The following is a 25,696-nucleotide window of genomic DNA, read 5'->3' as shown; positions in this document are numbered from 1 at the left end:
CTGAGATGGCGGGCATGGCTGACACCCTCGGTGAAATCGAAGAAATCAAACAGGTCAAGTACCGCTACCTGCGTGCGCTGGACACCAAGCACTGGGACGACTTCACCGCCACCCTGACCGAGGACGTCGTGGGCGATTACGGCTCCTCGGTCGGCGACGAGGTGCTGCACTTCACCGATCGCGACGCACTCGTCGGGTTCATGCGCCAGTCGCTGGGCCCGGCCATCATCACCGAGCACCGCGTCGACCACCCGGAGATCACCCTGGACGGACCCGATGAGGCCTCGGGTCGCTGGTATCTGCAGGACCGGGTCATCGTGGCGGATTTCAACTTCATGCTCATCGGCGCGGCGTTCTACCGGGACCGCTACCGCCGCACCGCCGCGGGCTGGCAGATCTGCGCCACCGGGTACGACCGCACCTACGAGGCCACCATGTCCACGGAGAATCTCGGATTCCATCTGAAACCCGGTAGCGCCCTCAATATCTGATCACTTGGAGACGGTGATCACCGCGCCCGGGCGCAGCCACCGGATGATCTTCACCAGGGTGGCATCGTCGATGGCCACGCACCCCGCGGTGGGGCCGCCACCGGTGGAGTGCAGGAAGAAGGCGCTGCCGGCGCCCGGCGTCCGGGCCTTGTTGACGCCCATCACCACCGCATGCGCGTACTGCGGAATCTGCAGGTTCTCGGTGCCGCCGCCGTCGGTGCGGAACGGGCACCGCTTCTTCTCACAGACCTGCATCGTGTTGTAGGTGGGGCTGGCGACATCGCCATCCCACCAATGGTTCGGGCCGACCTGCACGTAGGGCAGCCCCCCACCGGGATTGGCCTGCGTCCCGAATGCGAAGTCCAGGGTGAACACGCCCATCGGTGTCGTCTTCGACCCCTCGCGGATCTGCTGGCCCATCCCGTTGGACCCGATGTGGGCCGGAATCCCCACCCCGATCGGGTTCCAGCCCGCCGCGGTGCGCTCCCACACATCGATCTTCGCGGTCGTGGGCCCCACGCCCACAACGGAAATCACCTGGGTCGCATTGCCGACGGAGTTCACGAACCACGGCGTTTCGGCAGCGTGGACGGTGGGCGCAGATGCCCCGAAAGCCAGCCAGAGCGCGCTCAACAGCAGGACCAGTCGGCGCATCCGTCCATCGTCGGCACCCGCACCCACCCGGGTCAAGTCAAGGTTTAGACACGGTGGTTTCTGCGTACTTTGGTAGTCATGGGATTGGGAACGGTCGACCGGCGCATCTTCGAGGCCGTTGCGGAATCCGACAGCAAAGCGCTCGACACCGTGATGCCCAGGCTCACCGCGGCGGCCGACCACTCGAAGCTGTGGATCGCGATCGGGGCGGGGTTGATCGCCGCCGGCACCCCATCGATGCGGCGCGGTGCGGCCAGGGCGCTGGCCACCGTGGCCGTCACCAGTGTGCTGACCAATCAGGGCGCCAAACGCCTGTGGAAGCGCACGCGCCCGGACTTCGCCCCGGTCCCGGTGTTGCGGCGCTCCCGGCGGATGCCGACATCGAACTCGTTGCCCTCCGGGCATTCGGCCAGCGCGGCCGCCTTCGCCGTAGGGGTGGGCCTGGAGAACCGCCCGCTCGGGATCGGGCTCGGCGTGCTGGCCGGGCTGGTCGGGCTGTCCCGGGTGGCCACCGGCGCGCATTACCCCGGCGATGTGCTGGCCGGCTTCGGCATCGGCACCGCGGTCGCCCTGGCCGGGGCGGCCGTCGTGCCGACCATCGTCGAACCACCGGTCACCGCGTCCGAGCCACTCCGGTTCCACACCCGGCCGCGTCCTGAAGGGGACGGCGTCGTGCTGGTCGTGAACCCGGACTCCGGCAGCGGTACGGGGGAGCGCATCCTCGACGAGGTCCGGGAGGCGCTGCCGAAGTGCGAGATCGTCGAGATCGCTGACCACGAGGACATCAAGGACAAGCTGCGCGACGCCGCCGACCGCGCAGAGGTGCTGGCGGTCGGCGGTGGGGACGGGACCGTGTCGTGCGCGGCCGGGATCGCAGTGGACGCCGAAGTGCCGCTCGCGGTCTTCCCCGGCGGCACCTTCAACCATTTCGCCAAGGACATCGGCTGCGACACCGTCGCGGCGACGGTCGAGGCGATACGCGCCGGGTCGGCTGCCTACGTCGACACCATCGCGTTCAACGACTCCGACACCGTCGTCAACACCGCCAGTATCGGCGCCTACCCCAAGTTCGTCCGGATCCGCGAGAAACTCGAGCACCGTTTGGGCAAGCCGCTGGCCGGTGCGTACGCGCTGTTCCGGACGCTGCGCAGCGACGCCACCGTCCGCATCCGCTATGACGACAAGACGGTGCAGACTTCGCTGTTCTTCCTGGGCAATTCGCTGTATTCGCCGTCTGGTTTCGCTCCGGCACGGCGGGTCCGGATGGATGACGGCCTCATCGACGTCCGCATCCTGGAGACCGGCCCCAGGTTCGCCACGGTGCGGATACTGGGCGCCCTGGCGCTGGGCCGGCTGGTGCACAGCCCGCTGTACCACGAGCTACGGGTGCCCGAGTTCAGCTTCACCGCGGTGGACGGACCGACTCCGATCGCGCACGACGGTGAGGTGGAAATCGTGTGCCAGGAGGCAACTTTCAAGAGCCGGTACCGGTCGCTGCCGGTGTTTCGTCCACTGCCGTGAACCGGCTGCTGGTCAGCACCGGCAGGCACGCGACCACCCACAGGTAACCGAGCGCCCATCCGGCCAGTACATCGGAGGGATGATGCACGTTGAGCACCACCCGCCCGATGCCGACCGCCGCCGCGATCAGCACACCGGCGATGACGGCCGTGGTGCGCCACTGATGGCGCAGCGCAGGCCATGCCACGACCAGCACGGCCGTGACGGCCGCCGACGCGCCGAGCGCATGACCGGACGGAAATGACGAGGACAGTTCGGACACCAGCGCGGTGGCCGGGCGTGGCCGCGACACAACCTCTTTCGTGAACACGACGATGAGCGCGGAGAACTCCACCGTCAGCCCCAGGAACAACGCAACCCGGTACTCACGCCGTATCAAGGCGTACCCGATCCAGATCAGGGCCAGCAGCCGGAACACCGCCGGGTGGAACACCGTGCACAACACATCCCAGCCGGTCACCCAGCCCGGATGCGCCGCCCCGTACCGGTACAGCGGATCCAGTACCGCCCAGTCGGCGTCGACCATCCAAGTCCAGCCCGCGAGCACCCCGGCCAACGCGAGCAGAAATACCGCGGCCGCCGCGATCGCGCCGGCCAGCACGGCGGGATGACGCGGGGAAAGTCTGTACAGCAAGGACACTCCCCCATTCCGGTTCGCGGGCCCCGGGACCGGCCCGACGCTGACCTCGCCGATCATAGGCGGGCTGCGCCGTTCCTGGTTTGGCGTATCGTGCGGATCATGGCGGTGTTCCTGCGCAAACTCCTGCGCATCGGCAAACTTCCCAGCGAGCTGCGCGAGGCTGTGCAGGCCGAGGGCATCATCTACTTCGCCGAGTACGTACCGATCACCAGGCGTTTCTCCGGCAAGGTCCCGGGCCGACGATCGACGGGCAGCGTGACCAGTTTGTCCGGATCACTCGTGTTCACCAATGCCCGGGTGCTCGCCACCCTGGCCACCGTCCCCAAACTCGCCGGACGCGCCATCGATCTGCGCTGGGACGCACCACTTTCGGGCCCGGTCACCGCCGACATCTCCCCGGCAGGGCTGGTCATCGACCTCGATGTCGCCCAGGTCGACCCGCGCTGCGAGGGCCGATTGTCACTGCACTACAAGGAACCGTTGTCCGACGATGTGCTGGCACGGCTGCCGCGTCGGTCACTGTCCTACGACGTCCCACCGGAGTTCATCTTCCGCGCCGTCGGGGTGCCGTATCACCCATGACGATCAGTTACGACGCCACACTGCGTGAACGCATCCGGGCCAACCTCGCCGCCCACGACCGCCGCACCTGCACCGATCCGTCCAAGCGGCGCGCCGCGGTGGCGGTCACCCTGGTGGACTCCCACCTCGGCGAGGACCGGGTGGACCCCGCACCGGTCGAGGATTGGATCGCCGGCCGGCCGATGCCCGACTCGCTGGACGGCCGGATGGTCGATGTATCCGGTGGCGCATCGTTCCTGTTGTGCCGCAGGGCATCGCGGTTGAACTCCCATTCGGCGCAGTGGGCGTTGCCGGGCGGGCGCCTCGACCCGGGCGAGACCTCCACCGACGCCGCCCTGCGCGAACTACACGAAGAGGTCGGTGTCGACCTGCCGGGGAGTTCGGTGCTGGGCATGCTCGACGACTACCCCACCCGATCGGGGTACGTGATCACCCCGGTGGTGCTGTGGGGCGGTGGGCGACTGGAGTTGCTTCCGTCCCCGGACGAGGTGGTCGCGGTGTACCGGGTCGGACTGCACCAGCTGCAGCGGGAGGATTCACCGCGCTACATCACCATCCCCGAGAGTCCCCGGCCGGTGGTGCAGATTCCGTTGGGTAACGACCTGATCCACGCGCCGACCGGTGCGGTACTGCTGCAGATGCGCTGGCTGGGCCTGGAAGGCCGCGGTGATCCGGTCGATCAGCTGGAGCAGCCGGTGTTCGCCTGGAAATAGCACATCACGGCCGCCGGGTAAACCGCAGCGGCCGCGCTGCGCAAATCCCTACTGCAGCGCGCGGTTCCGTTGTGGGATGGTGGCCAGATGCAGAAGAGCAATGTACTGATCGTGCACTGGCACGATCTGGGGCGCCATCTCGGTGTGTACGGCCACACCGATGTGCGGAGTCCGCGGCTGGACCAGCTCGCCGCCGAGGGCATCCTGCTGACCCGGGCGCATGCCACCGCGCCGCTGTGCTCGCCCTCGCGCGGATCGCTGTTCACCGGCCGCTACCCGCAGAGCAACGGCCTGGTCGGGCTGGCCCATCATGGGTGGGAGTACCGGGCGGGGGTTCGCACCCTGCCGGCGATGCTGTCCGAGTCCGGCTGGCGCACCGCGCTGTTCGGTATGCAGCATGAGACCTCCTTTCCCTCGCGCCTGGGCTTCGACGAGTTCGACGTGTCGAATTCGTACTGCGAGTATGTCGTCGAGCAGGCCGATGCCTGGTTGCGCCGGGCCCCGGCCGAACTCTCCGGCCCGTTCCTGCTCACCGCGGGATTCTTCGAGACACACCGCCCCTACCCGCACGACCGCTACGAACCCGCCGACCCGGCCTCGGTGGAGCTGCCCGGGTACCTGCCGGACACCCCCGAGATCCGCCAGGACCTCGCCGACTTCTACGGCTCGATCACCGTCGCCGACGCCGCCGTCGGACGGCTGCTGGACACCCTGGCCGAAACCGGGCTGGACCGCAGCACCTGGGTGGTGTTCATGACCGACCACGGCCCGGCGCTGCCGCGGGCCAAGTCCACGCTGTACGACGCGGGCACCGGCATCGCGATGATCGTGCGCCCACCGACCGGGGCGGGTGTGCCGCCACAGGTCTACGACGAACTGTTCAGCGGGGTGGACCTGGTGCCCACGCTGCTGGACCTGCTGGGAGTCCAGGCGCCCGCCGAGGTCGAGGGGCTGTCCCACGCGGACAATTTCGTCAAGCCCGCGGCGACGCCTTTTCCGGTACGCACCGAGGTGTACTCGACAAAGACTTATCACGATTCTTTCGATCCCATCCGGGCCATCCGGACAAAGGAATTCTCCTATATCGAGAATTACGCGGAACGACCATTGTTGGATCTGCCCTGGGATATCGCCGACAGCGCTCCCGGCGCGGTCGTCGGCCCGAATGCGCGCAGCCCGCGCCCGGGGCGGGAGCTGTACGACCTCCGGACCGACCCGGGCGAGTCGCACAACCTGTTCGGCACCCCGCTTACTGCGGAAACCGCAGAGATTGCCCGCGAACTCGCGCTGCAACTGAACGACTGGCGGATGCAGACGAACGATGTCATCCCCTCCGATTTCGCGGGGACCAGAATCTCGGAGCGGTACACGCAAACGTATTTGACGATCAAGGAATGGCCGGGTCTGAGCCGCGCCGCAATTGCCGAGGATCGCGGCATCGAAGATGCACCCCAGTCGCCGCAATAGTTAAATTCAGGGTGAGGCGAATACAACGCCTGCGGCACAATGGAATTGCCGTTACAGTTCTCCCGCATGGCCCACCCGAAGGCGTATCTCGTCCTCGCGTCGCAGCGGAGCGGCAGCACGCTGCTCGTCGAATCGCTGCGTGCCACCGGCGTGGCCGGCGAGCCGCAGGAGTTCTTCCAGTACCTGCCGAACACCAGCATGTCGCCGCAACCGCGCGAGTGGTTCGCCGGCGTGCAGGACGAGTCGATCCTGCGACTGCTCGACCCGCTGGTGGAGGGCAAGCCCGACCTGGCGCCGGCCACCATCTGGCGGGACTACATCCAGACCGTCGGGCGCACCCCGAACGGGGTGTGGGGCGGCAAGCTGATGTGGAATCAGACCCCGCTGCTGACCGACCGCGCCGAGGATCTGCCGGACCGGTCCGGCACCGGCCTGCTGTCGGCCATCCGCGACGTCGTCGGCAGCGATCCGGTGCTGGTGCACATCTACCGGCCCGATGTGGTGTCCCAGGCCGTGTCGTTCTGGCGGGCCGTACAGACCCGGGTCTGGCGTGGACGCCCCGACCCGGTGCGCGACGCCCGGGCCGAGTATCACGCCGGGGCCATCGCACACGTCATCACCATGCTGCGGGCCCAGGAGGAGGGCTGGCGGACCTGGTTCGAGGAGGAAGGCGTCGAACCGCTCGACATCTCCTACCCGTACCTGTGGCGCAACCTGACCACCGTGGTGGCCGACGTGCTGGAACGACTGGGACTGGACCCGCGGCTGGCGCCGACGCCGGTGCTGGAACGGCAGGCCGACCAACGCTCGGATGACTGGGTGGACCGGTATCGCGCCGACGCGCACCGGGAGGGGCTCCCGACATGACCGACGAGCTTGCGCGTTTTGTGGAGTCTTAGCCGTAACCAGTCCGGTGTCCTGTTTCGGGTAAGGCTCCACAAGTCACCGGGTCTGGGCCACCACGAAAACCCGGCGGAACGGGAAGAAGGTGTGCCCGTCGGCGCGCCGCGGGTAGGCCCGGGCCAGCAGCGGGATGATCTCCTCCCGGTACCGCTGCCACGCGGGTTCGGTCAACCGCTCCTTCACCTGGGTCAACGCCGTCCCGGTGATCCAATCCAGAACCGGTGTGTCACCCGCCAATTCGTGCACATAGGTGGTCTCCCAGGCGTCCACCGTGCACCCCGCGTCGGTGAGCAGTCCCGCGTATTCGACGGGTGTGCCGACCACATCGGCGTCCCGCCACGGCATATCGCGCAACGCATCGGCGAACGGCTCCCGCCGTGCCACCTCGCGTATCGCCGCGTGCGAGGGCGCGTCGAAGTTGCCGGGTACCTGGAACGCGATCCACGCGCCCGGAGCCAGTTGGGCGGCCCAGCGCACCAACAACTCGCGGTGCTCGGGCACCCACTGCAACGCCGCGTTGGAGATCACCACGTCGGTATCCGGTTCGGGAACCCAATCGGCGATCCCCCCGAGGCGGGCGTGGACCCCGCGTTCGGTGGCCGCGGCGACCATCTCCGCCGACGAGTCCCAGCCCTGCACCCGGGCACCGGGCCAACGCCCGCTCAGCGTCTCGGTGAGGTTGCCCGGCCCGCACCCCAGATCCACCACCCGCCGCGGCGCCTCGGCGGCGACCCGGTTCACCAGATCGAAGAACGGGCGGCCACGGTGATCGGCGAAGGCGAGGTAGACCTCGGGGTTCCACATACCCTGGGATTCTGCTCCCCCGGTGCGGGTGCCATCATCGAGTCGATGGATGAACCCGAGTCGGTCCGCCAGCTCTGGCGGGCCCTGGACCTGCCCGGCATCGTCGACGTGCACACCCACTTCATGCCGAAGAATGTGATGGACAAGGTCTGGCGCTACTTCGACGATGCGGGCCCGCTGATCGGGCGGCCCTGGCCGATCACCTACCGCAGCGACGAGCAGGACCGGTTACACACCCTGCGCTCCTTCGGCGTGCTGGCCTTCACCTCGCTGATCTACCCGCACAAGCCGGCCATGGCGGCCTGGCTGAACCGGTGGGCCGCCGGATTCGCCGCCGACACCCCGGATTGCCTGCACACCGCGACGTTCTTCCCCGAGCCGGGCGCCGCGCAGTACGTGACCGCCGCGCTGGAGTCCGGTGCGCAGGTGTTCAAGGCCCATGTCCAGGTCGGCGACTACCACCCCGCAGACCCGTTGCTCGACGACGTCTGGGGTGTGCTGGAGGACGCCGGCACGCCGGTCATCATCCACTGCGGGTCCGGGCCCGCCCCCGGCACGCACACCGGCCCGGAGCCGATCCGCCGGGTACTGACCGAGCATCCGCGGCTGCGCCTGGTGATCGCCCACATGGGCGGTCCGGAGTACGGCGAGTTCCTGGATCTCTGCGAGGATTTCGAACAGTTGCATCTGGACACCACCATGGCCTTCACCGGGTTCATGGAGGAGAAGATGCCGTTCCCGGCCGACGATTACGCCCGGCTGCCGGACATGGGTGACCGGATCCTGTTCGGCAGCGACTTCCCCAATATCCCCTACGGCTATCCGCACGCCATGTCGGTGCTCACCGAGATTCCCGGTGTCGACGATGACTGGCTGCGGAATGTGTTTTATGCCAACGGGGTACGGCTGTTCGGGCTACCATCGGCCGAACCGCCCCGGTAGAAAGGCGATCGAGGTGACCGAACCGTCCGAACCCGTCGACCCGCCGATTCCCGTTCCGAACGTTCCCGGTGCGGACGCCACCGCCCGCGGGTTGCCGCGCCGTGTCGACCTGACCCGGCAGCAGCGGCTGGTGGTCGACGCCTCGGCCGTCGCGGATCTCGGTCTGCGCACCACCATCGCCGGCATCGTCGGTGCCGCCATGCTGCCGCGACTTGCCGGCGCCGCCCTGCGCCCGAACCGCGCCCATGACGAGGACGCCGCACTGGAGTTCTACATCGACCTTGCCGCGCAGCATGATCCGCAGCTCTCGTTTCCCGCCCCCACCGCCCCGCCGCGGGTGTCGACGCGCCCGGCCAATCCGGTGGCGTCCTGGATCGCGCACGGCGCGGTACACAACATCCGTTTCGCCAGCAGCTTCGAGGCGGTGAATCCCGCTCTGCGCGAGCAGCGCGGCTCCTATGCCCGCAACAATGTGGTACACGCCCAGCACTGGGTGCACGGTGACGGGCCGCGGCCGACGCTGTGCCTGATCCACGGCTTCATGGGGTCGGCGTACCTGTTCAACGGATTGTTCTTCGCCCTACCGTGGTTCTTCCGCTCCGGCTACGACATCATGCTCTACACGTTGCCGTTCCACGGCCGGCGGGCCGAGGCGAACTCCCCGTACAGCGGGTACGGCTACTTCGCCGACGGTATGGCGGGGTTCGCCGAGGCGATGGCCCAGGCGGTGTACGACTTCCGCTCGGTGATCGACTACCTGGAATCCACCGGTGTCGACCGGATCGCGCTGACCGGGATGTCGCTGGGCGGGTACACCTCCGCGCTGATCGCCTCGGTCGACGACCGGATCCAGGCCGTCATCCCCAACGTGCCGGTGGTGACGCCCGAGGCCGCGTTCGACGACTGGTTCCCGGCCAACATGCTGGTGCGGCTGGGCAACCGGCTCACCCAGGTGGACAAGTCCAAAGCGGACGCTGCCACCATGTTCCATTCACCGCTGAACTACCCGCCGCTGGTACCCAAGGACCGGCGACTGATCATCGCCGGCCTGGGAGACAAGCTGGCGCCGCCGCAGCAAGCCGAGATCCTGTGGCGGCATTGGGATCGCTGCGCCTTCCACTGGTTCCCGGGCAACCACGTCCTGCACGTCAGCCAGCCTGACTACCTGCGCCGGATGACCCGGTTCCTGCAGCCGTTCATGTTCTGACGGCGGAACCGGCCGCCCAGCGCAGCTCTTCGGCGACCCTCCGCGCAGGTTCGTGGCCGGGAAGACGGTGCGAAGACCGCGGATCCAGGCTGTTCAGTACCCGGCGCTGACGCCCACCGAGAGTGACCAGCCCGGCAATGGGGGCACTCGCGCCGGGGTGCTCCGTCGAGCGCACCGCAGCGACCCCGGTCACCGTTCCGGGACCGAATTCGACCGCCGTCCAGACTTCGTCGGACGGGTGCGCCCACACTGCGTCCAAGACCGCCGGCAGGGATGCCGCCGGAATTCGGTACGCGGTCAGGAATCCCGACTCGTCGCTGAGCGCACCCCAGATCTCCTTGGCCTGGCTGGAGACCGGACGCGGAACGACCTCGAGCACCGACACCGTCCATCCGCTCTCCCGCAGATGGTCAGCCAGCCGACGGCCCATGACATCGGCGGTTTCACGCAACGGGATCCGAGCCGAACGGGCTTGCAGCGCGCGGAGATTCTGCGCGGCATCCAGGGTCATCGACACCCAGGTCCGGCGTTCACCGGCCCGATCACGACTGGTGATACGGACCTTGTCGCAGCGCAGTCCGTACCGCGCGGCGTAGCCGGCGATCAGTGCCACCGGCAACTCATCGGCCGCCGACTCGTCGATGCGCAACACCACCGTGGCGGTGTCAGCGGGCTGCTGCTCGGTTTCGGCTCCGGCGCGGTTGCCACGCCAGATCGACCACCGCCGGGCCAGCTTGGTGGTCGCGAAATCGCCACCCCACCAAGCGAACAACACGATCACCACGGCGATCGCGACACCGAGGACCCAGCGCTGGGTCGTCGTCTCGTACGGGTAGGCCATGGCGGCCGGAACGATGAACAGCAGCGCCAGGGCGAGTCGGGCCGTCATGCGGCTTTGTCCTTCCGTCGGTGTGCGGCGATCGCAGCGGTCACGATGGCGGCCAGGGCGAGCAGGCCGGCGCCGATGTAGGCGACAACCCGAGGAGTGAGATCCTCTTGCACCGGTTCTGGGGGTGCCGCAACGGGTTTGGTGGTTTCTGCGGGCTTGCCCGGGCCGGGCACATCCCAGGTCAGGGCAGCCACCGGGTCGATGGTCCCGGCGCCGACCAGCGAGGACGGCGAGCGGTCCGCACCGCGGGCGGTGCTCGTCAGCCGGCGCACCACCTGCTCGGCGCTCAGTTCGGGGAAACGACTGCGGACCAGCGCGGCGACACCGGAGACATAGGCGGCCGCGTAGCTGGTCCCGCTGACCGGCGCCAGCTCCCCCTTCTCGTTGGGCTGACCGTTGGCCAGTCCCCCGTCGGGGCCGTTGCTCACCGAGGTGATGTTCTCGCCGGGTGCCGCCAGGCCCAACCACGGCCCGGACATGCTGAACGATGCGGGCCGCCCGGCCGGGTCCAGTGCCCCCACCGACAGCACGTAGGGCTGCCACCAGGACGGCGTCGACACCGAGGTCACGCCGGCCCAGTTGCGCGGGTCGTCGGGACGGGTCGGATCGGTCAACGGGTTGGCCGCACAGGCGGTTCCACCCGCGATGCCGCCCCCGGTGTTCCCGGCCGCGGCGACGATGACGACGTCCTTCTCGACGGCCGCGTAGCGCAGAGCCGCGCCGAGTGCGCTCTGATCGATCGTGGCGGTCGCCGGGACGCAGGCCACCGACGAGATGTTGATGACCCGGGCACCCAGATCGGCGGCGCGGACCACGGCGCGGGCCAGGGTGGCGATGTCGTTACTGGCCTCCACCATCACCGGGTCCTGGCCGGGCTGATTCGGCGAGCCCGCCGGGGAATATCGAGCCGAGGTCTGCCGGATGGACAGCAGCTGTGCCCCCGGCGCGACACCGGAGAAGCCGTCGGCGCCGGGCTGACCGGCGATGACACCGGCGACCATGGTGCCGTGCCCGTCACAGTCGGTGAGCCCGTCACTACCGGCGACGAAATCCCCACCGGGATCGACGTTGGGCAGCCGCGGTCCGGGCTGCACACCGGTGTCGATCACCGCGACGGTCTGACCGTCACCGCGGCTGTGTCGCCAGGCTTCCGCCAGGTTCAGCGTGATTTGATTCGGGCTGACCGCGCCGGGGTCGGTGCCCGGGATCACCCCGGTCACCGTGCAGGCACCACGCTGCACCATGGGCTGCACCGGACCCGCGGCACCCGACGGCGGCGCGGTACCGGCGTCCACCTCCGGTGGCGGGATCGCCCCGGCGACCGGAGTGGCGATCATGGCGACCGCGACGGCGGCGGTCAACGCGGCGGCTCCCCCGCGATTTCGGCGCGCCGACGTTCGCTTTCCGAACGCGAGCGCGCCGAAATCCCCACTCATCGGTTGAGCACCCACTCGAACAGGCCGACCAGATACGCCGCGATGGGCAGGACCGAGGCGTCGACCGCAGAGCTGGCGAATCCGAACAGCCGGCGCGCGGGCAGCGAGTAGGTCTCCGGCGACGCGATCCGCGGGTTGAGCGCCACCACGATCCAGACGGCGGCCACGGCCACCAGCGCGGCCAGCGCCCACCATGCCGCCGTGTACCGCTCGTCGAGCGCGAAGACCACCAGCAGCGCGGCGGGCAGCAGGAAGGACTGGCTCAGCAGCCACGTCTTGCACGGGGTCGAATCCCACACCCGGGCACGCAGCGTGGTGCCCAGTGCCGCGGCGACGACCAGCACCCAGGCCCACGGCGACGCACCGGAACCGCCGACCAGGACGACCGAACCGGCGACCGACAGCAGCACGCCCGCGGCCAGGAAACCGGTCTGGTGGGCGTCGGTGACGCGGATGCGCCGGGGCAGGTCCTCCAGCACCCGCAACGGCTGCGCAGACGGCGTCGGATCGCCGGGGGCGGGAATCACCGGGACGGGCAGCCGCGCCCACAGGGCGGACAGCCGCGCGGCCTGCACGGTCACCAGCAAGGCGAAGACGATGAGACCGCTGCCGGTGCGGATGTCGGTCATATCCCAGATGGTGGCCAGCACCGCGAACAGCAGCACACCGAGTCCGGTCACCGTCGCCGCGGTGAAGGTGGCGATGGCGCGTTCGAAGACGATGATGCTGATCACCGACCAGGCCGCGATACCCGCGGCGGCCAGCAGGAGCTGTGCGGCACCGAAGTCACCGGGTACGGCGAGCGCGAAGGCCGCCGCGACGGGCACCAGCGCGGTGACCGCCAGCGCGGTGCCTAACCCGGGGAACCGGGCCCGGGTGGCGAAGGAGGCGACAACGGTTGCGGCGGCGAACCCGGCGACGGTGAACAGCCCCGCCGAGTGCCCGGTGGCGAAGCGCACGGCGGTGGCCAGTGCGGTGCCGAGCAGGATCAGCGCAATGACGGCGACGGCGGCGGCACGCTGGATCTGGGCAGGACCCCAGGGCTTCTCCCGGGCCTCGGAGAAGATGACCGCGGCATCGGCGATGTCCTCGATGATGCGGGGTGCCGGCGGGCCGGTCGGGATGGCCTGCAGCGCCAACAGATCCCCGTCCACCACGCCGACGGTGTCCAGCGTCGCGTCCAGACTGAACGGTGCACCGCCGATCGGCGCGAGGCTGAGTCGCGACGGGCGGCCCGCGGACGTGGCGTCGGCGTCTCCGGTCGGCAGCACGGTGCGCTGTACCGCCGGGATGATCTCGCGCAGCGGCAGTTCGGCCGGTAGTGCCATCTCGGTGACTCGCCCGCCGGGGCCGTCCCCGCCGGCGAGCACGGCCACCCGCACGATCGGCATCACAGTGTTGTCGGGCATCGGTCTTCCGTTCTCTGGTCGAAATCTCGGTTCTGCGCCGTCGGGAACCACGTTCCGTGCGGCAGTGTTGCGATAAGTCTGTCGGCGGCGGCAGCGATGGCCGCCGCGGTGCCGGGCGCGAACGTGGACACCCATTCGCCGTCGAAGGCCTTCGACGGGCTCACCAGGATGCGACCGGCCTCGCAGTCCACGACGCTGACGCCGACATCGGTGCCGACCCGGTGGCCGTCCCGGTGCTCACCCGCCACGATCTCGACGTAGCTGCGCCGTCCGGTGAACACCGCCTCCACGACGGGGCGTGCGGACGCCGGAATGCCCAGGTATTCAAGCACTTCGGTGATGTCGGCACCATTTCGGAGCTTCTCGTCGGCGCGCGCCCCGGCTCGCACCGGAACGGTGAACTCATCGAAGCTCGCCGGCCTCCGGCCGTCCAGTCCGGAGACCAGCACCGGCACCAGATCGTTCGGATGCAGCAGTTCCATCGCGGTGAACGTCACCAATCCCCCGCTGCGCAGGGCGACGACCGAGGGTCCGTCCGCCCGCGCACCGGGCATATCGTCGCGGCGCGCGACGAGGCCGCGGAGCATGTCGCCATGCCCGCCCACGATTCGGAGTTCGAGCCACTGCCGAGCCCGGCAGGTCTGCTGAATCCACTGGGCGACAGCGGGGTTGATGGCCCCGCCGGTCGACATCACGCCCAGCTCGGTCAGTTCGGCGACACGCTCTGCCGCGAACTGTCCGGCGGCGGCGGGCTCGCTGTAGGGCGGCGTGATCGCCAGCACCCACGGAAACGACCCGCAGCCGCTCTCCTCCGCGATGAACCAGGCCTGCTCGACGGTCAGCTCGACCGCATTAGCAGCCATCTATCCCCATTTGGCGCCTTCTGCCCGGTCCCGGGCGTTCATCGACAGGGTGTTCGTCTCATGGGTGCTCGCCATCGCCTGGTAGGCGCGCACCAGCTCGGACATGCTGGCGTTCCACTGCGCTTGCCACGCCTGGTAGGTCATCCCGGTGTCACCCTGCCAGGCTCCCGCCAGCGCGGCCTGCTCGGCGGCGATGTCGGCGCCGACCGCGTTCAAAGCCCCCGCGAATCCGTTCATCTCGGCTGACAGCGCGAGCATGGCCGGGTAGTTGTACATGATCTGCGACATGTGAGTTCTCCTGGTCCTGGTGCGTTATCAGATCGCGGTGTAGGTGCTGGCCGCCGCCGCGTCCTGCGCGACATAGGTACCCGCGGCCTCACCGAGGTTGGCCTGGGCGATGTCGAGCAGGGCGTTGACCCGGGCCGACACCTCGATGAAGCGGGCGTGCGCGGCCTGGAAGGCGGCCGAGGACTCACCCATGTGGAAGGCCTGCGAAGCCTGGGCGGCCGACTCGGCCTGGGCGATGGTGCTGCGCATCAGCGCGGTCTTCGCGGCGAACGCCGACTCCGAGGCGATCAGCGCGGGGATGTGCGCGTCGAGCATGCTCATGGCATTTCCTTTCGGGTGGATCTGTGGTCAGTCGATGTGATCTGGGCTTTCCGGCGCGCGCTCAGCGGTGCTTTCCCCCCTCCGGTGCCGACGGATCGTCGGGCCGCCAGGAACCCGGCAGCATGGGGTTGGTGGGTCCGTTGCCGAACGAGTCCCCGGCCAGTTCGGTGATGCCGGCGGCCGCCGTGTCCCTGGTGATGTCCTTGGTGACGGTGCCGGTGAAGCCCAGCGGGCCGGCACCGCGCTCGCTCGCCTGCACCGTCGGCTCGGGACGGGGTGCTTTCACATTCCCCGTCGCTTCGCTCGCCCCAGGCGGTGCGGGATCCTCGTCGTAATCCATGTACTCGTCGGCGTACGCGCGGTCCTTGATCTCGCCACCCTTCTTACGGCGGCGTTTCCGGCGCTCGGCCGCAGACAGGGCGGCCGCCGAGGCCACCGCCGCCGAGGAGCCCGACGCGGGTGCCTTGGCGGCGGTGCTGTCACGGACGGTCGGGCTGAAGCCGCCGCCAGGGTGTCCGCCGTAGACCGCGTACGCCATGGCCGGAGCCGCGGCTGCCGGCGCGGCGGCGGGCGCGGTCGCCGGAGCCGACGCGGGGGTGCCTGCCGCGGGAGCCGCGGCGGTGGGGGTACCGGCCGGGGTGATGCTCGCCACCGGAAGGTTGGGTTCGGTGCGTTGGGCGGCCGCCGGTGCCTCACCGAGGTCGATGGGTGGGAGGTCGTCGAACTTCGGTAGCAGGGCAAGGAAACCCAGCATCGCCAGCGCGACACCGGCCAGGACCGGCAGCAGCATCGGCGCCAGCGCGGCACCGATCCAGGTACCCCAGCCCAACGGCTGGGTGATCAGCTGGAACACCACGGCGAACAGCATCGGCCCCCAGGTGACCAGGGCCGCCGACGGATTGGTGACGAAGTCGATCAGCATCTGCCGCAGAATGCCCAGCGGATTGCGCAGGAAGTCGATGATCAGGTCGCCGCCGACCAGGGTGCGCAGGTAGGGCTCCAGCAGGTCGACGAGCCAGTTCGACGAGTTCAGCGCGCCACCGGCATTCGCTGCCTGGCCCTGCGCCAGCATCTGGGTGGAGGTCGCCGCGGCGCTGCCCGCCTCCCCCACGCCCGGGGTCAGCAGCATCGGCGCCGGTTCCAGGACCGGGGTGGCCGCCACGGTGGCCGCGGAGACCGCTTGGTAGGTGCTCATCGTGGTGGCCGCCTGCACCCACATCCGGACGTAATCCGCCTCGGTGAGGGCAATCGGGATGGTGTTGATGCCGAAGAAGTTGGTGGCCAACAACGCCCCGTGCAGGGCATGGTTGGCGGCCAGTTCGGCCAGCGTCGGCATGGTGGCCAGCGCGGTCGTGTAGGCGGCGGCCGCGGTCTCGTGCTGGGCTGCGGCGACGGCGCTCTTGGCGCTGGCCTGGGCCAGCCAGGCCAGGTACGGCTGGTGCGCCGCGACGTACTGCTCGGAGCTCGGACCCTCCCACGCACCCGCGGCCACTGCGCCCAGGGTGGCAATAAGTTCCGCTGTGGCTGAAGCATATTCGGCACTCAGCGACTGCCAGGCTCCCGCGGCGGCCAACAGCGACCCGGGGCCCGGGCCGCTGGACAGCAGCGCCGAATGCACCTCGGGCGGCAACGCCATCCAGACGGGAGCGGTCATCTCAGCCGCCCCGCGCGATCAGGTAGGTCGATGCGGCCAGTGCGTCACCGGTGGCATAGCTGGCGCCGGTCTGGGCGACACCCATACCGGCGCGGCCCAACTCCTGCACGGCAACCGCCGACACCGCACTGTGCTCGTTGGCCGCAACACTGAAACCGACAGCGGTCTGCAGCGAGACCGGGTCGGCGGCCGGCGGCACGACCACGTTGACCAGTGGCGCCGCAGCGGCGTGCGCGGCGGCGAGCCGTGCGGTCAGCGCCTCGACCGCCGAGCCGGCGGCGGCCAATCCTTCGGGAACGACACGCAGAGTCATCAGCTGTATTCCTTTCCGTTCGTACTGGCCGGTGAAACACCCTCGGGCACGAGCGGATTCACCAATTGGACGTAGGTGGCCTCTTCGCTCTCGCCGAGCAGCATCGCCCGTCCCGCCGGCAGCCTGCTGAAGCGCATGCCCCGCAGCTTGCCCCCGTCGGCCGGGCTGCCCGACAACATCACGGTAGTCGCCTGGAGGTCATTCAGGCGGCGTAGCAGAGGCGCGGTCATCACCGCATGCGCCGATCCGCCGGCCCGCGCGGTGACGATGACCCGTAGACCCAGGTCACCGGCCTCGGCCAGCAGGCCGAGCAGCGGGGTCCACGGCCGTTGCCCGGCGTACGGTCCGCTGATCGCGGGCCCGTCCGGGATCTGGTCGACGTCGTCGATGATCAGGTAGTGGGTCTGGCCTTCAAAGGACCAGCGCCGCAGATCTTCTGCCGACAGACCGGCGGGCGGGCGGCGCTTCTCCATCAGCGCGGACAGTCCCAGCATCGCCGGGGTGACCCGATCGACGTTCGGGGTGTACTCGTTGTCCGGGAACAGTGGCTCCTCGACCAGATGCAGGCGCCGGTCGACGACCGTGAACGCCACCTGGTCGGGCGTGGAGTTGTCCCGGATGCTGCGGATGAGGTGGCGCAGCAGCGTGGTCTTCCCGGACCTGTTGTCGCCGAACACCATCATCAGCGGGTTGCGGGCGAAGTCGATCGCCACCGGACGCAGGTCTTCCTCGCGCTGACCGATGACCACCTGCTCCGGTCCCACGTAGATCGTGCCCACGTCGGCCGGCGAGAGCTGGGTCGGCAGCAGCCGCACCGGCGGGGCGTGCCGGCCGGTGTGACGCGAGTTGAGCACCGCGATCTCGCGCAGGTCGGGCGCCGCGAACAGGAAGTGCTCGGCGGCCATGGTCAGACCGCGGCCCGGCTGATCGGCGGGCACGGCATCGGCCGGACGGGTCAGCGCACCCGCCACCCGGACATTGCTGTCATGGGAGTCGTTGAGCTTGAGCTCAAGTCGCAGTCCGAGACCGTCCCGCATGGCCAGCGGCACCTCCAGCCAGTTGGGCGTGGTGATGACGACGTGGATGCCGTACGACAGCCCGGCGTTGACCAGCTCGGTGACCCGGGCCAGCAGCGGGTTGCGGGTGTTGAAGGTGTCGATGTTGTCCCGGCTGAACGCGTACAGGTTGTCGATCACCAGGAAGACTTCGCCGTAACCGTCCTCATGGCTGCCCGTGCCGACGCGCCCGCCACGTTCCTGGCGCGTGCGCAGCAGCTGTTCGAGCTCGGCGAAGGTGCGCCGGATCAGTTCGGGTTCCAGCGGCGTCGCGACGGCGCCGACATGGGCCAGGTCCTCCAGTGCGCGCAGCTGTCCACCGCCGTAGTCCAGGCAGTAGAAGCTGACGTCGCCGGGTGCGTGCAGCGCCGCGGCCGACAGCACGAACGTCTGCAGCGCGGTGGACTTACCGGACTTCGGCCCGCCGTGGATGAGCAGGTTGCCCGCGGCGGTGCCGGCGTCGAACACCAGTGCGTCGCGGCGCATCTCGAACGGCTTGTCGATCTCGCCGAGCGGCCAGCGCCACTGCCGTTCGCCGATATCGGTGCGCGCCAGCAGATCGGTGAGCGGGATTGTCTCCTCCAGCGGAGGCAGCCACAGCTGCGGCGCCCGTGGGCCGTAGTTGGCCAGCTGGTCGCCGATGGTGGCAATCAGCTTGCGGGGCACCGGGGCATCCTCGATCTCGCCGGTGACGATGACGGTGTCCGGGGCTGGTTCCACCCAGCCCGCGGTGAAGACCTGTGGTTCGGGCACCGAGTGCACCACCACCGATTGCGCGGCACGCGGCGGGTCGTAGATGCCGTCGACGTAGGTGCTGCGGAACTTGATCGGGTCCGCGCCCGGCGCCGGTACCAGGAAACCCTCGCCCTTGTGCTCGCGACCGGATTCGATCTGGAAGGCGTCCTCGGTGCCGATGATCTGGCGGCTGATCGACGGGCTGGCCACCTTCAGACCGATGCGGTAGGAGGTGTTCTTGTCGATGTCCTTGATCCGCCCGACATCCAGGGTCTGCGACGCGAACAGGATGTGGATGCGGAAGGAGCGCCCCTTGCGGGCGACGTAGTCGAACAGTTCCGCATACTCGGGGTGCTCGGCCAGCATCAGGGTGAACTCGTCGGCGACCACGAACAGCGTCGGGATCGGGGGCAGGTCGTGGCCCGCCGCGATCGCCCCCTCGTATTCGGTCACCGAGTTGAAGGCGCTGCCCTGCACGGTGCGGCCCGCTTCTTTGAGCAGCTGCTCGCGGCGAGCCACCTCACCTCGCAGCGTGTCGGCGAAACGATCCGCCAGCGACCGCTTTTCGGCCATGTTGGAGATGACCGCGACGACCTGCGGGAAGTGCCGGAAGATATCCGCGCCCGCCTCACCCTTGAAGTCGGCGTAGATGACGATCAACCGATCGGCCGAGTGTGTGGTCAGCAGCGCCAGCAGGATCGACATCAGGGTCTGTGACTTGCCCGATCCCGTCATACCGATCATCAGGCCGTGCGGGCCCATGCCGCCCTCGGCCTCGTCCTTGAGGTCGAAGATCAGCGGGTCGCCGGTCGCGGTGACGCCGATGGGCACCCGCAGTTCCTCGTCGCGGTGCCGGGGCGCCCACAACGCGGCGACATCGAGCGCCGAGGCGTCCTGGATGCCGAACAGGGTGGTGAACGTGGATGATCCGGTCGCGCCCGTCCTCGATTGCTCCGGGTTGGTGTCCCAGCGGGCCAGCCGGCGCGCCAGGTGCGCGGCCTGGCCGGCGGAGGAGGCATCGGCGGTGTCGACGAAGGCCTGCCAGCCCCCGCTCTGCCAGCGCTCGATCCGGCCGCCGGCGATCTTCAGGACCGGCCGCTCGGGATCGGAGTACTGCTCGCGGTGCGGCTCTGTGGTGGACCGGTGCACCACGGTGACGCCGGCCAGTCCGTGCCGTCCGGCGATGACGTCCGGATCGGCGTCCGGGTCGTCGAGGAGCACCAGCAGGTGCTTGTTCGCGGCCGACGCCGAACCGGTGAAGGCATCCCGCTCGTCGAGCACCGGCGCCAGCAGACCGCGCAGGCCGTCGGCGGTGGTCGCCAGGTACCGGGCCGGGCCCACACCGTCGGTCTGGCCGGGAACGTCGGTGTGCGGCAGCCACTTCAGCCACGACCAGTCCGGACCCTCCAGGTCCGGGGTGGCCAGAGCCACGCCCAGCACGGCGGGATCGTGCCAGGTGACGGCCTGAGAAACCCAAGCGCGCAGGGCGTCGCGGACCTCGTCGGGTTCGCCGAGCACCGTGATCCTGGAGACGGTGCCCAGATCGATGCCGGTCGGGGCGTTGCGCACCGTGCGGTGCACATCGAGCAGCCCGCGAAGGGTGGTGTGCGCCACCGGTTCCAGGTCGATCTCGTCGGCGGCGTCCTTGACCCGCAGCGCGGTGTTCAGCGGGACGTCGTGCAGACCGGTGCGGACCACCAGGAAGTCGGCGTCGCCCGGATCGCGTTCCCACTGCCTGCGGGTGCCCGGTACCGCGGCGAGCAGATCCGGTGCGGGATGCGACCACTCCAGGGCGGCGCGCTGGTCCGCGGCCTGGGCGCGGACGTTGTCCCGGACCACCGAGAGGTAGCGCAGGTAGTCGGCGCGTTCGGCGTCGACCTCCTCGGTGCGCAGCTTGTTGTCCGATCCGCGGTAGAGCGCGCTCGCGGCCAGCAGCAGGACGAACGGGAAGAAGAGCATCGTCGGGGAGATCATCCGCATACCGGTCGCAAACAGCGCGACGATCATGCCGACGATCAGGATGACGATCAGGTAGGGCAGCACCCGGCGCAGCAGCGAGGGCGGGACCAGCCGGGGCAGCGACGGCGGCGCCTCGATGGTGATGGTGCCCTTGCGCGCCTCCGGCGCCGGAAGCCGGCGGCGGGCCTCGAAGATCAAGCGACTCATGCGACTCCCTCGCAAGCTCGGTTGTCCCATGTCCGATCAATGATTCGCTTGCAAGCGGCGCTCATTCGTTCTCCCCCTCGGGGCCGGCTGCGGCCACGGGTGCGACGGCGTCATGCGCGACCAGCGCATCGGCCTTGGAAAGGGTGGGGCCGGGCGCGAACTGCGCGAGCATCGACCACGGGACGGCCAGCGGCGGCGGGTTCAAGCCCAGTGCGGCAACCGATTTGGCGTCATCGGAGGTGTCCACCCCGTAGCGGACGCCGGTGTCGCTGACCCAGAAGGCCGAGCCGGCCGGCGGTGCACCGGCGGCGGAGCCGACGGATTGCACGAAGTAGCCGCTGCCCGGGGTCAGTGCGACGTGGTCGGCGGTGGAGCCACCGCCCGCCCCGACCAGCTGCACGGTGCGCTGCCCCTCGGGCAGCGGCAGCGCGGCACCGGACAGCAGGGTCAGCCGGCTCTCGGTCGCATCGGCGGGCTTGGACCAGTAGGCACAGGTGACCGGCGCGGGACCGGTCTCGGCCAGGGTGACCTCGTCGGCCGGGTAGGCGGCGGTGTCGATCCCGCCGGCCACCGGCAGCTTGGCCACCTCGTCCGCGCCGAGGCGCGGGGGCTGTTGCAGCCCATAGGAATCGGAGTTGCGCAGGATAGCGGCCAGCACCGGCGAGATCGGCTGCAGGCCGTCGGCGTGTACCGCGTAGTAACGGATGGTGTTGTCCGCCTCGAAGGCCGCGACGACGGCGCCGACGGGCGCCGGGACCGGCAGGTCGAAGCGCGGCGGTTCGCCGGCGCCCGGCAGGGCAGGTGCCACCAGCGGCGCGGACTCCGGGATGGCGTTGAACAGACCCGGATCGATCACCCGGGGTGCGGGGATGTCGTTGCCCAGGCCCAGTGCGGAGGTGACGGCGCGGTTGCCCAGGTCGATCGGGCTGCGCTTGCCATCCCACAGCAGCCAGGTGCCGGCGTGCACGCCGCCGACGTTCTGGATCAGCACCGCACGGTCGGCGGGCAGCGCGGTGGCCCGCTCCCCCTGCAGATCGGGGGCGCCGGCGATCAGGGTGACTCCGGTGGTGCTGCCCGATACGGCGTCGCACACCGTCCAGTTCGCATCCCGAGAGCTGTTCTGCACCATGCGTTCCGGGGCGCCGGGGATACCGATCAGGTTGCCGCGGGCGAACTTGTCGATCTCGCTGCTCTTGACCGTGGTCGGGTTGTCGGCCTGACCGGCGATCAGGCGCGCCGAGGTGAGGTTGAGCGCCGGGTGCACCACGTCACCGATGCGCACGTAGAGCGCCGAGGTGTCGCGGTCCGCCAGGATGGTGGCGCTGCCGGCGTCACCGCCGGGACGGAACAGCGAGAATACGAAGCAGCCCGCGACCACCGTCGCCGAGACCAGCGCACCGACCAGCACCGCGCGGTTCTGGGTGCGCAGCGGGTCCACGAGCATCCGGGTGTCGTGCAGGGCGACCCCGGATGCGATGCGCCGCATGACGAATCGCCAGCCCGAAACCTGGTGTCGGGTGACGAATCCGCGGCGGTGCACCACGCGTTCGGGGTTGTCGTTGACCGGTGTGCGCGAGGTGAATTCTCGGCGCTCTTCGCCCGTCTCGCTCATGCGCCGGCCTCGGGTGCGGTCAGGCCCAGCCCGCGCAGCAGCGGGCCTGCCGAGCGGTTGACGTCGTCGGCGGTGATCGTCATCAACTCGTCGTCGGTGAAGTCGTCGGAATCGGAGTGGTCCAATCGGTATTCGCGTTCCTCCTCGGAACGCTCGACAAGGTTTCGCACGAAGCGGCCGTTACCGGCGATGTCCAGGCTGCGCCGGGCGGTGCCGATGGCGTCCGGGGTGGTGCTGGCGGCCAGGAAGCCGAACAGCTTCTCCATCTCGTCGTGTGCGGCGGGCTCGAAGATGCTGTCCCGCTTCTCGGCCATCCGGGTGGCCATCTCCACGAGTTCGGTTGCGCTGTAGGACGGGAAGTCGATGCTGCGGGTGAAACGCGAGCGCAGACCCTCATTGGTGTCCAGGAAGCGGTCCAGGTCGGCACGGTAGCCGGCGACGATGACGACCAACCGGTCGCGGTCGTTCTCCATCCGGGCCAGCAGGGTGTCGATGGCGACCAGCCCGAAGTCGTTCTTCGCGCCGGTGGACACCAGGGCATATGCCTCGTCGAGGAACAGCACACCGTCGAGCGCGCTGTCGATGATGGCGTTGGTCTTGGCCTCGGTCTCGCCGATGTGCTGGCCGATCAGATCGGCTCGGTGCACCTCGCGCACCGTCTCCTTCTTCAAAAGGCCGAGCCCACAGTAGATCTTGGCGACCACACGGGCGATGGTGGTCTTACCGGTTCCGGGCGGACCGGCGAACACCAGGTGGTTGGTGCGCTGGGCGACGGCCAGACCGCGCTCCTGGCGCCGGATCGACATGGCCACCGAACTCTTCAGCCGGGCGACCTGGTACTTGACCTCTTCCAGGCCGATGAACTCGGCGAGTTCGGCCTCGGCCTCGATGAGCAGGTGCGCCTTGCGTTCCTTGGCGCCTGGGTCGACGAAGTCGGCCTCCCCCGGTTCGGTGGACGGGTCCCAGGGGTTGCTGCGCGCCTCGATCCGCGCGGCGGTGGTGGTGTCCAGGCCGAATGACTTGTCCGACAACGCCTCTTCGATCCCGGCATGTTCGGGGTTGGCGGCGTACAGTTCGGCCAGTACGTCGGCGGCCTCGTCGTCCTCGCCCTGGGCCCGCAGGCACAGACCCTTGACCAGTCCGCCGTCGACGGCGGCCACCGCGACGGGCCCCGCCGGGTTCTCCAGGTGCGACAGCGCGGGGGCGAACATGCCCAGATTCGCCAGCGCGATGGCCAGCGTCACCCGGGCCGCGTGGGCGTAGTGCTCGTCGAGGCGGGTGTCGTTGACCACCGGGGTCAGTGTGCGCACCACATCGGACCACCGGCGGCTGCGGTGGTAGAGCGCGACCCGCACCCAGCGGGCCTGCAGCCAGGACGGTCGGCGGGTCAGCAGTTCCTCGACGATGGCGTCGGCCTCGGCGAACTCGCCGAAATCGGCGAGGGTGGCCGCGTAGGCCAGCGCGATGTCATCGCGGCCGGTCGCCCGGAACTGGAGATACAGGCCGGTGTCATAGGTGAAGCCGAGGTCCTCGGCACCCAGATCGATCTCGCGGGTCAGCGCGCCGAAGGTGGGCAGAGTGCGCCAGATGGTGCCGATGACGCGGCCGGCGTTCTCGCCGGTGCCCGCCCCGGCGGCGGCCAGCCCGATCCAGGCGTCGCACTGCTCGCGGGCGATGCGGGTCAGTTCGGTGAAACCCGACCGGGCCGCGGCCAGATCGGCGGGTCGCTGCCGGTCATTGACCGACAGTCCCAGCGCCCGACAGCAGGTCGCGAACCTGTTCACCACGTCGCGATCGACGCGTGTTCCCGCTACGCCCGACGTGAGCGTCTCACTGACCGTTTCCATATTTCACTAGCAAAGAAGCTCACGCCCCCTGCCGTCTCCTTAAGTATGCCTATGCTAACTTCGGAGAAAGTTAGCACCGCACCGACCGCTGTGTCGAGACGTTCGGTTACGCCTGAGGCGGTGATCAGTGTCACCCGGGCACGGGGCGCGAAGGCATCCCGGTGGCGAACGGTTCCGACCGACTGTCGCCGCATCCGGGCGCGGGCAGCAGCGCAGGCAGCGCCCGCCGAACGCGCCATACCGCGCGCGCACGGGGCGCTTTCAGCAAATGGATCTGACGTGCAGGTCAGACCAGGGGACGGCCGGTACGCACGCGCCAGTCCAGATCCTTGAGCAACACGTTGAACGGAAACTGGCGCACGAAGCCCGGCACCGCGTTGTTCACGAAACTCAGCGCCTTCATCAGCCGCTCGAAGCGACGCTGACGCTGCGGATCCCAGGGCAGCCGCATCTCGTCGCGGAACCGCTGCGGCAGAAAGCCGGTGGTGATCAGGCAGGCCAGGTTCTCGTTGAACCGCTGCAGCGGGCCGGGCAGGGTCAGGCCGCGCAGCCGGCCCACCGCGATCGGGTACAGGTACTCGCGGATGGTGTCGTCGATGTGTACCTGGTCCAGCGATTCCTGCCAGTACTTGTCGAAGGCGGCCCGGTCGGCCGGCCACATCTCGGCGGGCACCTGCAGGGTGGTGCCCAGGGTGATGCCGTCCCGGTAGTGCCGGTCGGCGGTCGCCTCGTCCATCTCCCCGATGAACAGCCGGTAGACGTCGACGGACCCCTTGTACAGGCAGGCCGCCACCCACAGCTGCAGGTTCTTGTCGAAGGCGTTGTACTCCACCGGGCTCTCCGGGGTGGAGCGCACCTGGGCGTGGGCCTTGTTCACCGCGCGACGGAAGGCGGCCTTCTGCTCGTCGGTGCCGCGGCCGGCCACCGCCAGATAGGTGAAGGTGGTGCGGGCCCGTTTGATCGGGTGCAGGTCGACCCGGCCGCTGTGCACCTTGCTCTCCTGCACGCCGTAGCCGACGCCGGGGCGGGCGAGCTGCATGATCACGTTTGCCGGGCCGGCGAGCAGCGCCACGCCCATCAGCCCGTCATCGAAGCCGGCACCCCAACGCTTCCGGCGGGCCGGGACCCGGACGGTCTCGTTGATCGGACGCTCGATGATCGTCATTGACACCCCTGCAGGCCGT

23 protein-coding genes are annotated in these 25,696 nt (G+C 69.3%); 8 read left to right on the top strand and 15 right to left on the bottom strand.

Annotated elements, in window-relative coordinates; all coding sequences use genetic code 11:
* Positions 1-5: 5 nt before the first annotated feature.
* Positions 6-491, top strand: coding sequence for a nuclear transport factor 2 family protein (locus K0O62_RS02970; RefSeq protein WP_097933834.1), 486 nt, complete (start codon positions 6-8; stop codon positions 489-491).
* Here the strand turns inward: K0O62_RS02970 and K0O62_RS02965 are convergent, their stop codons facing one another.
* Positions 492-1,145: a L,D-transpeptidase family protein gene (locus K0O62_RS02965; protein ID WP_073855779.1), complete on the bottom strand. Its 654-nt coding sequence runs from the start codon at positions 1,143-1,145 to the stop codon at positions 492-494. It lies immediately after the preceding gene.
* Positions 1,146-1,223: 78 nt separating this feature from the next.
* Between K0O62_RS02965 and K0O62_RS02960 the strand changes: the two genes are divergently transcribed.
* Positions 1,224-2,666, top strand: coding sequence for a bifunctional phosphatase PAP2/diacylglycerol kinase family protein (locus K0O62_RS02960; RefSeq protein WP_073855609.1), 1,443 nt, complete (start codon positions 1,224-1,226; stop codon positions 2,664-2,666).
* Here the strand turns inward: K0O62_RS02960 and K0O62_RS02955 are convergent.
* Positions 2,620-3,300, bottom strand: a complete 681-nt coding sequence (locus K0O62_RS02955) for a phosphatase PAP2 family protein (protein WP_234800023.1) — start codon at positions 3,298-3,300, stop codon at positions 2,620-2,622. The two genes, K0O62_RS02960 and K0O62_RS02955, sit on opposite strands and share 47 nt — an antisense overlap.
* Positions 3,301-3,405: 105 nt before the next feature.
* Between K0O62_RS02955 and K0O62_RS02950 the strand changes: the two genes are divergently transcribed.
* The 4 genes from K0O62_RS02950 to stf0 all read left to right on the top strand — a co-directional run bounded on the left by K0O62_RS02950 (position 3,406) and on the right by stf0 (position 6,935).
* Positions 3,406-3,888, top strand: coding sequence for a hypothetical protein (locus K0O62_RS02950; protein WP_073855777.1), 483 nt, complete (start codon positions 3,406-3,408; stop codon positions 3,886-3,888).
* Entirely contained in the window at positions 3,885-4,601 is a 717-nt protein-coding gene (locus K0O62_RS02945; protein WP_073855608.1) for an NUDIX hydrolase, read from the top strand. The genes K0O62_RS02950 and K0O62_RS02945 overlap by 4 nt, the downstream gene beginning before the upstream one ends.
* 87 nt (positions 4,602-4,688) lie before the next feature.
* Entirely contained in the window at positions 4,689-6,068 is a 1,380-nt protein-coding gene (locus K0O62_RS02940) for a sulfatase family protein (protein ID WP_073855607.1), read from the top strand.
* A gap of 66 nt (positions 6,069-6,134) precedes the next feature.
* Positions 6,135-6,935: a trehalose 2-sulfotransferase gene (gene stf0 / locus K0O62_RS02935; RefSeq protein WP_073855606.1), complete on the top strand. Its 801-nt coding sequence runs from the start codon at positions 6,135-6,137 to the stop codon at positions 6,933-6,935.
* A gap of 75 nt (positions 6,936-7,010) precedes the next feature.
* On the opposite strand, the gene K0O62_RS02930 is transcribed toward stf0, so the two are convergent.
* Positions 7,011-7,775 carry a trans-aconitate 2-methyltransferase gene (locus K0O62_RS02930; RefSeq protein ID WP_073855605.1) on the bottom strand — a complete coding sequence of 255 codons (765 nt, stop codon included), beginning with the start codon at positions 7,773-7,775 and terminating at the stop codon, positions 7,011-7,013.
* A gap of 33 nt (positions 7,776-7,808) precedes the next feature.
* Between K0O62_RS02930 and K0O62_RS02925 the strand changes: the two genes are divergently transcribed.
* Both K0O62_RS02925 and K0O62_RS02920 read left to right on the top strand, forming a co-directional pair.
* Complete coding sequence (locus K0O62_RS02925; RefSeq protein ID WP_207550984.1) at positions 7,809-8,717, top strand: amidohydrolase family protein; 909 nt, start codon at positions 7,809-7,811, stop codon at positions 8,715-8,717.
* Between the two features lie 13 nt (positions 8,718-8,730).
* Positions 8,731-9,924: an alpha/beta hydrolase family protein gene (locus K0O62_RS02920; RefSeq protein WP_073855603.1), complete on the top strand. Its 1,194-nt coding sequence runs from the start codon at positions 8,731-8,733 to the stop codon at positions 9,922-9,924.
* Here K0O62_RS02920 and eccE read toward each other — a convergent pair.
* The 12 genes from eccE to K0O62_RS02860 form a co-directional block, all read right to left on the bottom strand.
* A complete protein-coding gene (eccE, locus tag K0O62_RS02915) occupies positions 9,914-10,813 on the bottom strand; it encodes a type VII secretion protein EccE (protein ID WP_073855602.1) in 900 nt (299 codons plus the stop codon). The genes K0O62_RS02920 and eccE overlap by 11 nt on opposite strands.
* Positions 10,810-12,150 carry a type VII secretion-associated serine protease mycosin gene (gene mycP, locus K0O62_RS02910; protein ID WP_073855775.1) on the bottom strand — a complete coding sequence of 447 codons (1,341 nt, stop codon included), beginning with the start codon at positions 12,148-12,150 and terminating at the stop codon, positions 10,810-10,812. The genes eccE and mycP overlap by 4 nt, the downstream gene beginning before the upstream one ends.
* 95 nt (positions 12,151-12,245) lie before the next feature.
* Positions 12,246-13,658 (bottom strand): type VII secretion integral membrane protein EccD, encoded by a 1,413-nt coding sequence (gene eccD / locus K0O62_RS02905; protein ID WP_073855601.1) that lies wholly within the window; start codon positions 13,656-13,658, stop codon positions 12,246-12,248.
* On the bottom strand, positions 13,640-14,521 hold the full coding sequence (locus K0O62_RS02900; protein ID WP_073855600.1) for an ESX secretion-associated protein EspG: 882 nt from the start codon (positions 14,519-14,521) through the stop codon (positions 13,640-13,642). The genes eccD and K0O62_RS02900 overlap by 19 nt, the downstream gene beginning before the upstream one ends.
* Positions 14,522-14,809, bottom strand: coding sequence for a WXG100 family type VII secretion target (locus tag K0O62_RS02895; RefSeq protein WP_073855599.1), 288 nt, complete (start codon positions 14,807-14,809; stop codon positions 14,522-14,524).
* Between the two features lie 27 nt (positions 14,810-14,836).
* Positions 14,837-15,130, bottom strand: a complete 294-nt coding sequence (locus K0O62_RS02890) for a type VII secretion protein EsxS (protein ID WP_073855598.1) — start codon at positions 15,128-15,130, stop codon at positions 14,837-14,839.
* Positions 15,131-15,191: 61 nt separating this feature from the next.
* Positions 15,192-16,784, bottom strand: a complete 1,593-nt coding sequence (locus tag K0O62_RS02885; protein ID WP_073855597.1) for a PPE family protein — start codon at positions 16,782-16,784, stop codon at positions 15,192-15,194.
* A 1-nt stretch (position 16,785) separates the two neighbouring features.
* Positions 16,786-17,097: a PE family protein gene (locus K0O62_RS02880; RefSeq protein WP_073855596.1), complete on the bottom strand. Its 312-nt coding sequence runs from the start codon at positions 17,095-17,097 to the stop codon at positions 16,786-16,788.
* Positions 17,097-21,053, bottom strand: coding sequence for a type VII secretion protein EccCa (gene eccCa, locus K0O62_RS02875; RefSeq protein WP_073855595.1), 3,957 nt, complete (start codon positions 21,051-21,053; stop codon positions 17,097-17,099). Before eccCa ends, K0O62_RS02880 begins: the two co-directional genes overlap by 1 nt.
* A gap of 61 nt (positions 21,054-21,114) precedes the next feature.
* Positions 21,115-22,665 (bottom strand): type VII secretion protein EccB, encoded by a 1,551-nt coding sequence (gene eccB / locus K0O62_RS02870; RefSeq protein WP_073855594.1) that lies wholly within the window; start codon positions 22,663-22,665, stop codon positions 21,115-21,117.
* On the bottom strand, positions 22,662-24,512 hold the full coding sequence (gene eccA / locus K0O62_RS02865) for a type VII secretion AAA-ATPase EccA (protein WP_165636961.1): 1,851 nt from the start codon (positions 24,510-24,512) through the stop codon (positions 22,662-22,664). Before eccA ends, eccB begins: the two co-directional genes overlap by 4 nt.
* A gap of 286 nt (positions 24,513-24,798) precedes the next feature.
* Positions 24,799-25,677: an oxygenase MpaB family protein gene (locus K0O62_RS02860; RefSeq protein ID WP_073855592.1), complete on the bottom strand. Its 879-nt coding sequence runs from the start codon at positions 25,675-25,677 to the stop codon at positions 24,799-24,801.
* Between the last annotated feature and the right edge of the window lie 19 nt (positions 25,678-25,696).

The sequence above is a fragment of the Mycolicibacterium diernhoferi genome, from assembly GCF_019456655.1.
In the GTDB taxonomy this organism is placed as follows: Bacteria; Actinomycetota; Actinomycetes; order Mycobacteriales; family Mycobacteriaceae; genus Mycobacterium; species Mycobacterium diernhoferi.
This window is presented reverse-complemented; position numbering and strand designations above follow the sequence as displayed.